14 protein-coding genes are annotated in these 15,831 nt (G+C 40.7%); 12 read left to right on the forward strand and 2 right to left on the reverse strand.

The genetic code is table 11. The features are described 5' to 3' along the window. Positions 1–6 precede the first annotated feature (6 nt). From ABXT70_RS00780 to ABXT70_RS00800, 5 genes are all read left to right on the forward strand, one after another. Positions 7–285 (forward strand): hypothetical protein, encoded by a 279-nt coding sequence (locus tag ABXT70_RS00780; RefSeq protein WP_443641279.1) that lies wholly within the window; start codon positions 7–9, stop codon positions 283–285. A gap of 509 nt (positions 286–794) precedes the next feature. Then, positions 795–3,008, forward strand: coding sequence for an FG-GAP-like repeat-containing protein (locus tag ABXT70_RS00785; RefSeq protein ID WP_443641280.1), 2,214 nt, complete (start codon positions 795–797; stop codon positions 3,006–3,008). A gap of 368 nt (positions 3,009–3,376) precedes the next feature. Beyond that, positions 3,377–3,706: a nuclear transport factor 2 family protein gene (locus ABXT70_RS00790; RefSeq protein ID WP_443641281.1), complete on the forward strand. Its 330-nt coding sequence runs from the start codon at positions 3,377–3,379 to the stop codon at positions 3,704–3,706. 328 nt (positions 3,707–4,034) lie between these two features. Continuing rightward, on the forward strand, positions 4,035–4,364 hold the full coding sequence (locus ABXT70_RS00795; protein ID WP_443641282.1) for a hypothetical protein: 330 nt from the start codon (positions 4,035–4,037) through the stop codon (positions 4,362–4,364). A 159-nt stretch (positions 4,365–4,523) separates the two neighbouring features. Continuing rightward, the gene (locus ABXT70_RS00800) at positions 4,524–4,781 is read left to right on the forward strand and encodes a hypothetical protein (RefSeq protein WP_443641283.1); all 258 of its coding nucleotides are present in this window, start codon (positions 4,524–4,526) and stop codon (positions 4,779–4,781) included. A 1,393-nt stretch (positions 4,782–6,174) separates the two neighbouring features. Here the strand turns inward: ABXT70_RS00800 and ABXT70_RS00805 are convergent. Then, positions 6,175–7,449 (reverse strand): hypothetical protein, encoded by a 1,275-nt coding sequence (locus ABXT70_RS00805; RefSeq protein WP_443641284.1) that lies wholly within the window; start codon positions 7,447–7,449, stop codon positions 6,175–6,177. Positions 7,450–7,640: 191 nt separating this feature from the next. On the opposite strand from ABXT70_RS00805, the gene ABXT70_RS00810 reads away from it, so the two are divergent. The 7 genes from ABXT70_RS00810 (at position 7,641) to ABXT70_RS00840 (ending at position 14,528) form a co-directional block, all read left to right on the forward strand. Then, positions 7,641–8,264 carry a lysozyme inhibitor LprI family protein gene (locus tag ABXT70_RS00810; RefSeq protein ID WP_443641285.1) on the forward strand — a complete coding sequence of 208 codons (624 nt, stop codon included), beginning with the start codon at positions 7,641–7,643 and terminating at the stop codon, positions 8,262–8,264. Positions 8,265–8,517: 253 nt separating this feature from the next. After that, positions 8,518–8,835, forward strand: coding sequence for a hypothetical protein (locus ABXT70_RS00815; protein ID WP_443641286.1), 318 nt, complete (start codon positions 8,518–8,520; stop codon positions 8,833–8,835). A gap of 50 nt (positions 8,836–8,885) precedes the next feature. Next, a complete protein-coding gene (locus ABXT70_RS00820) occupies positions 8,886–9,368 on the forward strand; it encodes a hypothetical protein (RefSeq protein ID WP_443641287.1) in 483 nt (160 codons plus the stop codon). 111 nt (positions 9,369–9,479) lie between these two features. Continuing rightward, positions 9,480–10,130, forward strand: coding sequence for an ATP-dependent Clp protease proteolytic subunit (locus tag ABXT70_RS00825; RefSeq protein WP_443641288.1), 651 nt, complete (start codon positions 9,480–9,482; stop codon positions 10,128–10,130). A 97-nt stretch (positions 10,131–10,227) separates the two neighbouring features. Next, a complete protein-coding gene (locus tag ABXT70_RS00830; RefSeq protein ID WP_443641289.1) occupies positions 10,228–10,683 on the forward strand; it encodes a hypothetical protein in 456 nt (151 codons plus the stop codon). Between the two features lie 95 nt (positions 10,684–10,778). Beyond that, entirely contained in the window at positions 10,779–11,453 is a 675-nt protein-coding gene (locus ABXT70_RS00835) for a hypothetical protein (RefSeq protein WP_443641290.1), read from the forward strand. Between the two features lie 1,689 nt (positions 11,454–13,142). Then, positions 13,143–14,528, forward strand: coding sequence for a trypsin-like peptidase domain-containing protein (locus ABXT70_RS00840; RefSeq protein ID WP_443641291.1), 1,386 nt, complete (start codon positions 13,143–13,145; stop codon positions 14,526–14,528). Between the two features lie 59 nt (positions 14,529–14,587). Here ABXT70_RS00840 and ABXT70_RS00845 read toward each other — a convergent pair whose 3' ends face one another. Further along, positions 14,588–15,733, reverse strand: a complete 1,146-nt coding sequence (locus ABXT70_RS00845) for a DUF6538 domain-containing protein (protein ID WP_443641292.1) — start codon at positions 15,731–15,733, stop codon at positions 14,588–14,590. Positions 15,734–15,831: the final 98 nt, after the last annotated feature.

Here is a 15,831-nt window from a genome sequence, read left to right on the forward strand (position 1 = left end):
TAAATCATGAAAGGACTGTTTTCAGTAAACATTTCAAAAGGTTTTGCAAAGTGGGTTGAAATGAGTGACGCAATTACCAAAGATGCTGAGGCATTGGGAATAAAAGTTGATTGGGCGGGGAGTAACCCTGATGAAACTAAAGTCTTCATTATTTTGGATATGAAAGATGCTGATCAAATGAAAACTTTTGGTGAGCGTGAGGATATTGCAAGGGCAAGAGAAGACGCAGGTGTTGATGTGTCTAGTACCACATTAATTTCCATGATTGATGAGGTGTATCCTTAACTTTGTTATTTTGCTACCCAAAGCATAATTGATTGTAATGGCTACACCGACTGCTAACCATCTGCTGTGGGCAATTGTATGCTTAAGGACTTGTGTTAAACCACAGTTTTAAGTGTACGTGAGGCTACAACTGTTAAATATAGACAACTTCCCACCCTCATCAAGCCTACCTAACCCCTCACAGCACCTAAGCCCCACCCAAGCCTTAGGTGCCCAAATTATCCCTCATATCTAACGTAACAAAGCCAATCTAAAGACCTCTCACAGGGCCTCGTTATGATCATCCTTGACTACGTTTTGCCTTGAACTATAGCTAGGTTTACTGCACTAGAAAGGGGCCGAACAGACAACCACTAGTATGGCATAAGGAAATATCAGAATAATTCCTAAGACTAAAATGATACTGTGGACTCAGGACTATTGTAAAGTCTAATTGAATCGAGGTGATTGTCATGAATTTCTGTTTTCGGCTGGTCTGTTTACTCACCGCATCCTTAATGGCAACACCTGTGCTGTCTCAAGATATATCAGGTTGGTCTGATAAGACTGTGTGTAGGCTAGCCTCTAGCCAACAGGACGACCCTCAGTACCTTCAAGAAGCTAAAAATAGAGGATTGAACTGTGGTGGTGGCAGTGCTGCTGTTGTTGTCAGTGGTAATAAAACAGAGTCTTCCATAATAGGACAATCAATATACAAAACAATAACTAAGGATGATGCCGATATATATCAGGCCCAAATGTTATTGAATAGATTCCGCTACGACGTTGGATCACCCAATGGACGATGGACATCGGTTACCCGCTCAGCTATTCGGGAGTTCTATCAGGAGTTAGGCCAGCGCTTCAATGGCAAGTGGAGCTCGGAAATATTATCTGATTTGAAGGACAGAAGGTTAATTACTATGCCTCGCTCTGGGCCCTTGTCATTTGCAGAAAAAGACGAAATGCTTGACACAATTCGGTTAAGTCATGAAGAGGTTGCTATGCTGAACAAGCCTTGGTACCAGCTTAATCAACTAAAATTTGATGTTGTAACTGCCGATGAAGTAACTGAATCATGGTGCTATCCCACCCCTCAAGATTGTAACGAGGGTGGAGGCATATTCACCCCAGAACCTGCTAATGCAGCAGCGGGTGACTTTAATGGTGATGGTTTAGAGGATTTAGCGATAGTTTGGGAATATATGATTCACACTATTCGACGGGAAAGAACACCATCACACGTTCGATTTTATCTGAATGACGGAAATAACAATTTAATCTCTTCGCCTGAAATATACGCTTTGGGCGAGATTCCTTTGAGACATAAACTATACCGACCGACTGTTAATGATTTTAATAACGATGGGCGAGATGATTTATTTGTAGGCTCGATGGGTGTGATTATGCGTGTTAAAGGTCAAAAGAAAAGCCTAGTTGATTTTGAACCAAACTTACTACTTTTAAGCACCCAAAATGGCCAGATGGAAGATGCAAGCCACCTTATCGAAGGTCAAGAAAATGGAGGGATGATCAAAGATTATGCGTTTTCACATTCAACCACCAGTGGAGATATAAATTGTGATGGTTTTAATGACATATATACTGGGAACGTTTTATTAATTAATGACGGTACAGGTAAATTTGCCAATAAATCTAAAGATTTACCACAAGGTATTTATAGTCACGAAAAAGCAAACGCTTTTGCCTCGACGATAGCAGATTTCAACGGAGACGGTTGTGGAGACGTTGCTATGCACCTTCAGGGCAAAACAATCAGTGTTTGGATGTCTCGTTATGGAAAACATTCATCAAGAAGCTTCAAAGAACTAAAAGTGAAGAACTACTATGGCAAAGGTAATACGAAAGTTAACAGTATGATCTCTGGTGACTTGGATGGTGATGGAGACCCTGATCTTGTAGCGGCAATTACCAGAGCAAATCCATATTATAAAGGGCGTAAAGTACTAATATTCATCAATGAAAAAGGTAAGCTTATTGAAAAAACGGAGTCTTTAATTGCGGATGACAGAGATCAAGATATTCAAGGAAAGCTCCAAAATCATGGCGAGGGCTCAATTCGATTAGTTGATCATGACAGGGATGGCGACTTAGACATTATTGATTCTACGGCTGGCTCTTTTGAAAAGAACGGACGCTTTGGATATACAATTTTTGAAAATGATGGCACTGGTCACTTTACCGTAATTCCCGAAAGTGAGTTTGTAGTTCTTAAAGAGAAATCGTTTGAAGGTTATAATTATAATCTCCCTCAACTAACCTATGGATACCCCATTGATATTGATGGTATTGGCCGCCTTGATTATGTTTCTTTTATGCGATCGGCCTCCAGTCCTGAGATAAGCAATTTATATAGTTACGGCACTGTATACGGGTACACTGTGCTTGGAAGGGACGAACCAATTACACAGAAAGAGCTTAAGAAATTAGCAGAAGTACAAGCCAATCGGCTTGCTGAAGAAAGCCGAATCGCTAAAGAAGAAGCTGCCCGTATCGCTGAAGAAGAGGCTGATTTTGAAGCTAAGCTAGTTGAGGCAGAACTCGCCGAAGGTTTCGCAGTAGCTATAGCTAAAAGAAAAGCAAAAGTGGCAGCAGCAAAAGCCAAACGTATCGCTGAAGAAACTGCTAAGGCAGCAGAGACCGACACTGTTGACACTGGGCAATCGGTAGAGGATGAAATCGCGGCTTTTGAAGCAGAACTAGCGGCAGAACTTGCGGAGTAATATCTTCTAATTATTAACGCAAATCTAGAGGAATGGCTATACAGATTGCTAGAGACTAACACCCTGCCTTTCCCAGGCTAAAGACTCTAGTAAATACCTATGCTTGATCTTCAAATCTGATGGGCTACCATAGATCTTGCTCACATCTTTTTGCCAACCCATTATCAGCCTAAGCCACCAGCACTAATACGTCTGTAAGCTAGATGTAAGTTTTGAGCAGCCCTATGCCCTAACCACCTGATGCTACTGACGCAGAGTGTCTGGAGATTGAGTTATAGATTGACCTACGAGACTCTGGAGAACCACTAGATACCAGCAGCAGATGTATACTGTCTAATAAGAGTTATCGTTAACATAAGGAGTACGTTATGAGCATATTTAAAGCGAAGAAGAAGGCCGAGGACGACAAAGATATTGAAGTGATGCTGTCGTTCTATCACGAAGATGTTGAGTTTGTTCGCCATCAAACTGGCACTAGCCTAACAAAGCCTGAATTTAAGGAGATGGTTACAGATATGTTTGCTCACGCCAGCTTTGATAGACTTATGGTTCGCTGCATCTATGAAAATGATGATATTCTGGTGGAACACTTTGTAATGAGGTTTCCTGATGGAACACGGGAGTCTGTGTTAGTCGTTAATACGCTAGAAAATGGACAGGTGATACGGCAGGAAACGGGTGCTACGCTGATGAAGTGATAAAAAGATTGACCTACGAGATTCCGGAGAACCTCGTGGTCAAAGACGAGCCTATGACAAGCATCATCGAAGGTAAACTTCTACGAAGCTATCAGTAATCATATTAGGTAACAATACTGCTTACATAGCTTTACGTTACATAGATAGGTATCAATGATGGTCATGATGTATCAACCTAACGCGCCTGTACGCTAGATGTGAGCAGTGTGGTGTCCTATGGCACTAACCATCTGTTGTGCACACTTGTATGCTTAAGGGCTTGTGCTAAACCACCAGCACCAGATGTAAACTGTCTAATAAGGATTATTGTTAACATAAGGAGTACGTTATGAAACTGCATAAAGCAATTAAGAAAGCTAATGATGAAAAGGATATTGAGTCATTAATGCCTTTGTATCATGAGGATTTTGAGTTTGTTCGCCATCAATCTGGCACATCCCTAAACAAATCTGAATACAGAGTAATGATTTCAGCCATGTGGACTCAGACCAACCTCCACGAAGTTATGCATCGCTGCATCTATGAAAATGACGAGATTCTAGTAGAACACTCAGTTATAAGGTATCAGGATGAATCACGGGAGTCTTTAATTAGCGTTAAGATGCTAGAAAACGGACAGGTTTTGAGGCAGGAAACTGGAGCTTCACTGATGAAGTGATAGAAGCATCTAGAACCAAATGTGTGCTGGCTAAATGGTTCAACACCTCTCGTCATAGTAATAATAGTTTCTAAAAACACAGACAAATCATGAGGTTAAACAGCCATTTTCAAAGGCTAACACCCTGTCTTTACTCACTAATATTAAAAGGTAAAAAATATGAAATTTAAAGTATTATTAGTTATCATCTTTTGTTCTTTCGCCAATCTGGCAAACGCTGAGGAAGTCTTTTTTACTAACGATAGATGCTCTGGACTTAAATCTACAATTGAAAATTTAATCCTTTTAACAGATGGGCAATGGGGAAAATTGTTAACTAATCCAAGCGACAAAGGAGCGGCTTCAGAATTAAGTTGGACTATGAATTTGGCTGAAAATTATTCAAGTCTATATTCTGTTTTTTGCGCCAAAAACTAAAACTAGCTAAGGTTTGTCAGTTTATTGCTTTTGTTACAGAAAAGGTTACAGGAAATTTACAGATGTGCTCTGAAAGTATTGTAAAATAGGGGCTGTGGAGTGCATTGAGATAGGAATGGTGCCCTTGAGACAGCCTCGATTCCTTTAGAAGGCCTCAAAAGCCTTAAAACACCTACTAATATACGATATCAGTGACTCTCCCGCCGGTCAAGAAGATCTCTACGGTCTACAGTTTGGCCTACAGTAAAATAAAGCCATGCATTGCAGCCTATAAAAGGTTGTGGTGTGTGGCTTACTTTATTTGTATTGATAACTGACGCGCTCAGGTCTCATAGCCTCTCACACCACCTCACTCCAGTGATAACTACATGACTTCACACACGGCAAGACCCACTAAACGTCAACACATTCAGCGTGTCCTAATGGGCCAGTACAGAGGCTGTTTAAGCGTAATTGATGGCATAACCGACAGGCTAGATATGGGTCTCAGATGGCCCAGTAGGACTCGAGGAATGGGTTTATTAATACTGTGTCTAACCTATTGATATCCCTAGATATTCTGATGGAGTATATGAGGGCCTACAAGCACCCTAAGGGCTTGATTTATATCACCAATACACAGGCTTAGGTTGCTATTTTAGTGTTCCTCAGAGCGTCTGTATGGGCCTCGTATGGGTACTTTTGATGGTGGTTAATCTCTGTCTAACCTTTGGTATCAGTTGAGGTAAATACTGGAACATTGGGGGTATGGCTAATTAAAGTGGGTACCTTATATAGCAGGGTGTAACTGATGTGTTCTTGAGATTAAGTTGCACAGATCCCTATGGACTACCGCTACTTGGGGATCCATCGCGATACTGTGTGATTGCCCTGTGTGTCACAGAATAGATTAGTACATTTTCCCTAATAATATAGTACAGAAGTACGTTAGCTTAAGGTCTTTAGTTAAAGCAGTACACAAAGAAGATTAACCATAGTAAGTTGCCTTTTAGAGGAGCAGAAGCTGCTGACCCTTTGACCACCTATGGTACTGCTTTAACCAGTTTAATATTAACAAGATGCTGTGCCTACGTATCCCAAGGGATACTCGTAGATCCTCAGAGAAGTCTTCTGCTGGTGGAGAGGGTGAGTAGATCAATAGGAGTATATAGTATAGGGGTCCTTAAGGATCCACTGGGTATGTGGAAGATAAGATATGAGAAGATGGTTGTATAGTAACCCTCCCGTGTCCTCAGTGGAGCCTTAAGAACTCCTTTTATCAATCAACTACTGCTATAACCAAAGCAGTTATCTTCTGTGAGTCCTCGGGGATACTTAGGATAAATTAGTTATAGTACTGCCTACCGTGTGGGTATTCCGAGGGACTACTGCAAGAGGATCTTGGGTATCAGCTTTAGATTAATCCCTTAACTAGGTCTTGATCTGGGAAGGCTGTGGTGGTCTTTAAGGTGTCTAATGTGGCCTTGTCAGTAGCTTTTACTATGAATGAATCATGGACTGTTAGGGTTGGTATGGACCTGTTAGTTAGTTCATTCACCACTGCAAATACTAGATCTGACTCAAGGCATTGGACCTTGTTACCGACCTGCTTGCCCTTTAGAAACATATGGCTAATTGATCTATGTTTGTTAAGGAAGACTTGTAAAATATCTATTATCTTCACCTTCTTCTTGTCCTTAATCCTCAAGTAATCGTTGTAATCAATTTGATCCTCTACTTTGAGTGAAGTACGTAATTTTCCATATGCCTTACCAACTGCCGCACTAGGTCCTTTCTCCTTGGTTGCATTAAGACTGCACGTAGCAACTCTCTTTACAAGATTACGAGGTATGTCAATTCCACGAACAGAAAGGGCATATGGATCTCCCATATACAGAACTCCAGTTAGCGCTTTATATATTATATTGATAGCACTTGACTGATAATCTAGCTCTAAGGTTGGCTGCCCATCGATAAAGATATTAGGCCTTTCATCAGAGCCACTCAGACTCATCCATGCGGAATTGGACCTGCCACCTGAGTTAAATAATGGTCTGCCTTGAATATCCAATTCACCATTATCTATAAACTTTCTCTGAACAACTTGATGGTTAAGGTCCTTTAAAACCGTTAAGCCTGATGAGTCCCTTAGTTCAATGTTCACACTTTTAATAAGCTTATTATATGCTGTCAGTTCCTTTCGAATTCTTACTGTTCTTGGGGTATCGGTGTAATCGATTAGTTTCTTAGAACCACCTTCTCTAATTAGCACTAGTTCAGAAGGGACCAATTGAAGAGTGATAGGTTTTAGTAGCGTATTAAGTGAGTCTGTTGCTTGTATTGAAGATCTAATTCCGTGTCCATAGGGTAGGTTCTTACCCGTTATCAAGTGAATGTATTCTGATTTCTCAAGTTTGTCAGTTACAGTGTTGATAGCAGTAACACCAACATCTAACGCATTGTATCGAGCAAGGCTTGTGGAGTTATTGTCACGCGAGATGAGAACCTTTGAACCCTTGTGAACGATGAGGTTTAAAAGAATTAACTTGAGGGTCTTTTTGTGGATTGTGTGACGATTAAGTTTGGTCTCTTTGAATAGCTTATCTACCAGCGCAGCAAGTTCTGCAGATGATGAGTCAAGTGTGTAGTTGAAGCTCTCAGCCTTAGGGTCTTTGATAATGAAAGTCATGTTTGAGGGTTCCTGAGGATCTAGGCATTAAATTGCCCCTTCTTGATCCTAAAGTAATATTCTCAACATAAAGTAATTAGGGTTAAGGTTCTTTAGATTAACCTGATGAGCAACAGGATTCCATAGGAACAATTCCTAAATTTCTGCAGGATTGACAGTGAATGTTGCACTTGTTTTAAGATGAAGCTAGTGTGTTAAAAACTGAGGAGAGTTTTGTGAGGGTAAAATACAAACAAGCAGCGTATGTTGGGAAGTTTTTATTAAAAGCGATTGGCTATTATGGATTGTTATTCGTGGTTATGCACCTTGGTATGTTCGCGTTCTATCCATCCGAACTAAAATCCAGAATGAGTGATTTAGCAGCAAGTGCTGTCCAACCAGAATCAGTGTATCGAGAAGCGGATGAGCTTTGCCGGGATCCATATACGAATAGAAACGACAACATTGCCTGTTGGAAGGAATCCTTTAAAATTATCGATGAAATAAACTTAAAGTATTTTAATAAAGTTGTCGAAAACTTACAGGCAAGCTTAATGGTGGAAAGTTTTTCTAAGGACGATGATAAGCCAGCGGCGCTTGCTGCTTACAAGAAATCTAGGGATCACTTCATAAAATTCAGAGACGAACTGTGTCGTTCTCAATACTGGTTGGGTGGCGGCACTCGTCGTCACAACGTGCACAGCAACTGTATGCAGGTATTAACCAAACAACATACTCTTTACATATGGCAATCGGGACTCCAAGATTATCAAGGTAATTCTGTGTCTGATGACTTCCCCGAACCTGCACTTCGCTTTCATGGGACATTGTTTTAGATATGTTTCTTAAAGTGTTATAGAATTTTAATGTTTGGTTCACTCGTTAAGTAAAGAGTTATTAGCGAATAATTCTTATACATTTGCATGGCTAGAGTCCAAAATATAATTGAGGAAATGTATGAAAGTTTTAATTATAACGACTGCACTTGTGGCAGCTTTAATATCTAACTCTGTAAACGCAAGATCTGAAACAATAAAGTGTGACACCGGCTTTTTTTCTAGTAAAACTTTCATAATAAAAGAAGATGAGATGGTAACTGAGGACCTAGGGTACAAATCAGATTTCCTTGGTTTCGAAGTTGATGCCGTGCATTTGTCTCAAGAAACCCATTTGTTTGAGGATTATCCAGGCAACCATCCAATTACCAGTTTTTCTAACTACCAGAAATACCCGTCCATGATCGAGTGGATGTACAGTCGCGCTATGTTTCAGTGGGCTGAGGCAGATTTGGTATACACCCTATGGGATAGCTCCAAAGGCTGGGCTTTAAAAATAAAAGAAAAAGACTGGTCTTCCTCTGAAGGTGATCACTGGGATGAAGTTCTCGAGAAAACTTATTGTAAATAAATGAAAGATCCAAGAAATGTATTTAAGTTGAATAATACTTAAGGCTAATTATGAAGATCATTATTACAGTACTGATATTTTATATGCTTTCAGTTAGCGCACATGCGCAACTAAGCTGGAAAAAGGCTGGTGATATTGCGAGTAAATACAACATCACAGAAAATGGAGTAACTCTTGATCAGCAATTAACTTATGACATGGGGAAGAAGATGATGACTAAATTACCCGAACATCCTTTTGCTATATTTGACCAAGTAATAGCTTCACGTAACTATACTGCAAAAGATATTGTAAATGCGCCTCAAGATGCTCAGATAACAACAAAATCTAATGGTGACGTCAAGACGGTAAAAGGATGCAAAGATATGAAGGAGTTGGTGGTGGGTCTTAGGAGGAATTTAACTGGGGGCAATTCTACAAATGTCGCCAACTATATCTTCGAATTTACGGTAGCACACTTCAATTCAATATCCCCGAGACACGTACGCTATTACCAAAAAGGATGGAGTCTATGCGTAAGGATGGATTATTGACTTGCCCAATACTTTAAATGCATCTTTCCAAAAGGTCTCAGCAAACGTATTGTAAATAAATTACAGGTCTTGAAAACTAACCTGTAATAAATTAAAACTAGGCTTAATTTTATGTACAGACTGATTACCGCAGTATGTTTATTAACATCCATTATGGGTTGCTCAATGAAAGGGGACTCTACTGTAATTGCAGAATCTTTGGTTTCTGGACTTCAGGTGAAATTAGTTCGTGTGTCTGGAATCTGCAGCAGTGGCAGTGTCAGTGACAGTGGCGTTTATGACACCATCTACCTCGATGGCCCTATCGGTCCTGATTCAACATATATCGTTTCTAAGTACTTAGATATGGCTCAATCATGTGGCACACTTCCTACGTCTGTGTACTTAAACTCAAGAGGCGGTTTAATAACAGACGGCATGGAGCTAGGCAGGTTATTACGAAAGCAACGGGTTGTCACATATATAATTGGAAATGACCAATGCTCATCATCATGTGCTGTTGCTTTTCTAGGAGGCGTCTATAGAAATATGCACAATGATACATCTCTCATGTTTCATGCTCCGTATAATAAAAGTTCATATGGGCAAGAACAATGTGCATCTAGAAGTCAGGCTAACGAACTCAAGAGTTACTATGCAGAAATGCTTGGTCAAAGAGCGGGGAATACTTTATTCGATCGGACCATGTCGTACTGTGGTTCTAATAAAGGATGGATTATCAACAGTGGTGCAGCAAGAGCATATGGAATCATATCTGATTAAACAACACTAGCTTTTAATGGTTGCTGGGTTGGTTTGAATCAAAAAATGATATTATCAAGCTAAATAACTAATAACTCAGGTAAAAGGGGATTTTGTTATGAATATGATATCGAAGAAAGTTGTATTTTTGTCTCTGTTCTTAATAGTTAATAGTATTCATATATCATTCGCAAACGCTTCCTCATCTGATTTGTATGAGTGGAATGACTGGGTGTGTTATGTATCTCCTTTTGATAAACACCCCGATAATAGGATCAATTTGCTTGGCTCAATGAAGAGGGCCTATGTTCTTCACGTGAAAAGTGATGGCAAAACACTTATTTCACAAGATTCGTTAAGAATAGTGAAAGTAACCAAAGCACAAAATACAAGAGCTTTTTCTTTGGAGGATGGCAGCGCATTATCCGTCGTTATTGAAACAAGTTGGGGATTTAATAAGTTTAATGGTCGCAAAATGACTATAGATGGTGTTTGGCATCCTGCTTTAAATATCAAATCTGAAAAAGGTGGTTATCTCTATAAATGTAAAGCTGTTACGGTTGAGAAAGAGTAAAACCTCATAATCAGGCGAAGATTTTTCTACAAACATAACTGCGCAGTTAAGCTAACAAAAGAGCTATTTAAGACGGAATTAGAAAAAGGTTAAATATGAAATTGATTGCCCATATTGTGTTCACATCGGCAACATTGATGTCAATAAACTGTGTTGCAGCAGAAATTAAATTAACTGATGAAGAACAAATTACCTTTGCTAAAGTTTGCAGAGCTGCTTATGAAGCTGCTGTTGGCTATCCAGTTAAGCAGTTTGAATCGAACTATTCTTATTATCCAAGCAAGCATGTCGAATTTGCAAGCTGGCTTTCAAAAGAATTCACGACTAAGATTAAATTAAATAGAAAATATCAAACAGGAAGTGACGATGGCTGGGAAAACACGATATCTAATGTTTCTAAAGTAGTATCGGTACATTGCTTAACAGAAAGCCACAACAGAAACCAAAAGCCAACAGTAACAGCGTTGATAGATGAAAGTGATTACAGCATTTATATCCGAGCAATATATAACTGTAGCAAAGCTGAAGATTATTGGGGTAGTAATCTTTCAGACAAATGTGGACGCTATGACTTTATTACAAGAAGTTTTGAAAATGATTATTTTCCAATTTGGGTCAATTTACACCCCGATTTTATTAACTGGAGGGAGGAACGACAGTACTCAACTAATAGATTAAAGTACGATATTCCGGGCTTCCCAATAGAACTACACACTAACAGTAAGCAGCTCTTGAAGTTTCACGATAGTGTGCATGATGGGCTAAAATAATATGAACTAACTAACAGGTCCATACCAACCCTAACAGTCCATGATTCATTCATAGTAAAAGCTACTGACAAGGCCACATTAGACACCTTAAAGACCACCACAGCCTTCCCAGATCAAGACCTAGTTAAGGGATTAATCTAAAGCTGATACCCAAGATCCTCTTGCAGTAGTCCCTCGGAATACCCACACGGTAGGCAGTACTATAACTAATTTATCCTAAGTATCCCCGAGGACTCACAGAAGATAACTGCTTTGGTTATAGCAGTAGTTGATTGATAAAAGGAGTTCTTAAGGCTCCACTGAGGACACGGGAGGGTTACTATACAACCATCTTCTCATATCTTATCTTCCACATACCCAGTGGATCCTTAAGGACCCCTATACTATATACTCCTATTGATCTACTCACCCTCTCCACCAGCAGAAGACTTCTCTGAGGATCTACGAGTATCCCTTGGGATACGTAGGCACAGCATCTTGTTAATATTAAACTGGTTAAAGCAGTACCATAGGTGGTCAAAGGGTCAGCAGCTTCTGCTCCTCTAAAAGGCAACTTACTATGGTTAATCTTCTTTGTGTACTGCTTTAACTAAAGACCTTAAGCTAACGTACTTCTGTACTATATTATTAGGGAAAATGTACTAATCTATTCTGTGACACACAGGGCAATCACACAGTATCGCGATGGATCCCCAAGTAGCGGTAGTCCATAGGGATCTGTGCAACTTAATCTCAAGAACACATCAGTTACACCCTGCTATATAAGGTACCCACTTTAATTAGCCATACCCCCAATGTTCCAGTATTTACCTCAACTGATACCAAAGGTTAGACAGAGATTAACCACCATCAAAAGTACCCATACGAGGCCCATACAGACGCTCTGAGGAACACTAAAATAGCAACCTAAGCCTGTGTATTGGTGATATAAATCAAGCCCTTAGGGTGCTTGTAGGCCCTCATATACTCCATCAGAATATCTAGGGATATCAATAGGTTAGACACAGTATTAATAAACCCATTCCTCGAGTCCTACTGGGCCATCTGAGACCCATATCTAGCCTGTCGGTTATGCCATCAATTACGCTTAAACAGCCTCTGTACTGGCCCATTAGGACACGCTGAATGTGTTGACGTTTAGTGGGTCTTGCCGTGTGTGAAGTCATGTAGTTATCACTGGAGTGAGGTGGTGTGAGAGGCTATGAGACCTGAGCGCGTCAGTTATCAATACAAATAAAGTAAGCCACACACCACAACCTTTTATAGGCTGCAATGCATGGCTTTATTTTACTGTAGGCCAAACTGTAGACCGTAGAGATCTTCTTGACCGGCGGGAGAGTCACTGATATCGTATATTAGTAGGTGTTTTAAGGCTTTTGAGGCCTTCTAAAGGAATCGAGGCTGTCTCAAGGGCACCACAACTCCCTAAGAAATCCCCATGAAACCCGCATGATACCTGCATTTCCATCAATTTTGATTATGGGGTGTGAACCTCTAAGCAGCCACCACCAGCTTACTATCATCAATTACTGCTCCAGCTAGCCCCACATGGGTCCCATAGATAAACCAGTAGTACGCAAGAACTCCAAGCACAGACAACTGTGACGGGTACCTTGAGCGGTTGGCTGTGTGGGGATAGTGAAACCACGGCATATGTCTTCACAACAGTAAATAGTCTAAGATGACTGTATGAATAATATTTCACTCAAAATCTGTCTGGTGATTGCGGCACTGTTTGGTGGAGTTGCTGGTGCCTCTGATTTACCAGATTGTCCTAGCGACACTAATGCTCGCTGGCACAACTGCTTTGGCACCTACACATGGTCAGATGGCGACAAATACGTCGGTGAGTGGAAGGATAACAAAAATACTGGGCAAGGCACCTACACATATAGCCCAAATGGTGAATGGGCAGGAAACAAATACGTCGGTGAGTTCAAGGATGGCAATTTTAATGGGCAAGGCACCTACACATGGCCAAGTGGCTCCAAGTACGTCGGTGAATACAAGGATAACAAAAAGAATGGGCAAGGTACCTACACCTCTGCAGATGGCTCCAAGTACGTCGGTGAATACAAGGATAACAAAAAGAATGGGCAAGGCACCTACACATGGCCAAGTGGCTCCAAGTACGTCGGTGAGGTGAAGGATGGCAAAAAGAATGGTCAAGGTATCTACACCTATGCAGATGGCAACAAGTACGTCGGTGAGTTTAAGGATGGCAATTTTAATGGGCAAGGCACCTACACCTATGCAGATGGCACAGTAGAAGAAGGCATTTGGAAGGATGATGAGTTTCAATATGCGAAGGCACCTACAAAACCAGTACCTGTTGTGAAGACACCAACCAAACCAACACCTGTTGCAAAGGTAGCTCCCAAAGATGATGAGGTTCTCTCGGCGTCATCTGGATCTGGTTTTGCTGTTTCCTCTGATGGCTATGTAATAACCAACAACCATGTCATAGAAGGTTGTCAGGATGTTGTTGTTCACACAAAGCAAGAAGATATTAAGATGAGGGTTATTACTTATGATATTCAAAATGACTTGGCACTTTTAAAAGGTGACTTCACACCCACATCTGTCTTTCCACTTAGTACCAAACGTCCAGAGTTGCTGCAGGACATCTATGTCGCAGGATACCCATTTGGTAAAAATATCAGCACATCCGTAAAAGTAACCAAGGGTATTATTAGCTCTCTTACTGGCATTGGTAATAACTTCTCAAATATTCAGATAGATGCTGCACTACAAAGTGGAAATAGTGGTGGCCCGATACTAGATGACATGGGAAATCTTGTTGGAGTAGCAGTGTCAAAACTAGATGCCAAGTATATGTTTGAGAACTTTGGAAGCATTCCAGAAAATACAAACTTCGGTATAAAATCCAGTGTCGTTAGAAGTGTTTTAGACAGCAGCAGCGTTGATATTCCTTCTGCAAACAAGAGTGCTATCAGCAAGTCTCAGTTGAGTAAAATGATAACGGAAGGTACTTACTACATTAGCTGCTGGATGACACTGGCGCAGATTGAAAAAGTCAGAAGTAAAAAGGTATTGTTCTCAGAGTTGGATTGATCGTGGGTAACCTCGTCTGTTTCAGAGTCCAAGAACATAAAGCCCCTATGGGTGTTATCTTACTCAATCAGCTTGATCCATTTGTGCAGGACATTAAGTGGGTATCCTGAGCCATAGTTTTGACCAGCCCCTGATGGGGTCCAACCTCCAAGTTGATCAACAATATCGGAGGGGCATTCAACAGCACGGAGCCTGTCGCGCATACTATGTCTAAACGAATGGATTACGTACCCTTCATCAACATAGTTTTTCATCCACTTGTTCAAAGCAGCGCTAGCTGAGTTGGCATTGCACTTCCCACCCTTTGTGTACCTTGGGAAGAGGAACTTTTCTCCGGACCTAATGGGTGCTGAAAGTGCTTGTGTGGCTCCCCACAATGAAGTCCCAACAAGAGGTACTTTGCGCTCGCTTGCACGTGTCTTAAGGCTCCGGCACTCATTGGGTCGAATTATAATGTGCGGTATAGGGCCTTCCAGAACAACATCACTTCGTTCTAGCCCACAAGCTTCAGCAAGGCGAACACCAGTGTCACTTACGATAGCTACAATCCATCTTAGATCATCATTCATAGCGATACATAACGATTGGATGTTTTTGACTGTTGGAAGTGAAATTGGCAGTCTTGTGTTCTTTAAGGGATCTATAGGCATATATGTTTTAGACAAAGGGTTAGATGCAGACAGCCCATGTTCTTGAATCATTAACGATATGATAGGCTTTAATGATGAGAAAACTCGTTTGATAGAGCTTATGGCTAGACCTTTAGTTATTAAGAAGTCTCGAAATACTCCTCCATGAGATGACGTATATTCATCCAAATCACGATTACCTACAGCCTCAATAAGATAGTTAGTATTGCGCTCAACAGTACGCTCAAATACATGGCCTCTATCTTTGCCTTTGAGCTTCATGTAGTACTCTTTAGCGTCTAAAAGATCATATCCACAGCCAAGCGGAGTGACTTTAGCTACAGGTGCACTTACAAGTCCAAGGGTAATCTTCTCAACCCTAATGGAACTCCAGTAGGCTTCAAGCTGAAAGCAAATGTGATTGGAGCTACGCAAGGCAACTCGTTTTGATCGTGTCTTTAAGCTCTTAACAATTCTTTTAGAAATGTAATGGCTTTCCATATCCAAAGGGATACGTCTAGAGAAGTAATAAATGTTACTGCGAAGGTAAAGATAGCTATTCTGGTCTACATTCATGGTCTACACACCCCATAATCAAAATTGATGGAAATGCAGGTATCATGCGGGTTTCATGGGGATTTCTTAGGGAGTTGTGGTGCCCGGAGACAGCTAGT

The sequence above is a fragment of the Candidatus Njordibacter sp. Uisw_039 genome (assembly GCF_047730075.1).
Classification (GTDB): Bacteria; Pseudomonadota; Gammaproteobacteria; order Pseudomonadales; family Balneatricaceae; genus Njordibacter.

Coding starts and splice junctions, on each gene's coding strand:
- ABXT70_RS00780 (WP_443641279.1), top strand. CDS start 7: ATGAAAGGACTGTTTTCAGTAAACATTTCAAAAGGTTTTGCAAAGTGG.
- ABXT70_RS00790 (WP_443641281.1), top strand. CDS start 3,377: ATGAGCATATTTAAAGCGAAGAAGAAGGCCGAGGACGACAAAGATATT.
- ABXT70_RS00795 (WP_443641282.1), top strand. CDS start 4,035: ATGAAACTGCATAAAGCAATTAAGAAAGCTAATGATGAAAAGGATATT.
- ABXT70_RS00800 (WP_443641283.1), top strand. CDS start 4,524: ATGAAATTTAAAGTATTATTAGTTATCATCTTTTGTTCTTTCGCCAAT.
- ABXT70_RS00805 (WP_443641284.1), bottom strand. CDS start 7,449: ATGACTTTCATTATCAAAGACCCTAAGGCTGAGAGCTTCAACTACACA.
- ABXT70_RS00815 (WP_443641286.1), top strand. CDS start 8,518: ATGGTAACTGAGGACCTAGGGTACAAATCAGATTTCCTTGGTTTCGAA.
- ABXT70_RS00820 (WP_443641287.1), top strand. CDS start 8,886: ATGAAGATCATTATTACAGTACTGATATTTTATATGCTTTCAGTTAGC.
- ABXT70_RS00825 (WP_443641288.1), top strand. CDS start 9,480: ATGTACAGACTGATTACCGCAGTATGTTTATTAACATCCATTATGGGT.
- ABXT70_RS00830 (WP_443641289.1), top strand. CDS start 10,228: ATGAATATGATATCGAAGAAAGTTGTATTTTTGTCTCTGTTCTTAATA.
- ABXT70_RS00835 (WP_443641290.1), top strand. CDS start 10,779: ATGAAATTGATTGCCCATATTGTGTTCACATCGGCAACATTGATGTCA.
- ABXT70_RS00840 (WP_443641291.1), top strand. CDS start 13,143: ATGAATAATATTTCACTCAAAATCTGTCTGGTGATTGCGGCACTGTTT.
- ABXT70_RS00845 (WP_443641292.1), bottom strand. CDS start 15,733: ATGAATGTAGACCAGAATAGCTATCTTTACCTTCGCAGTAACATTTAT.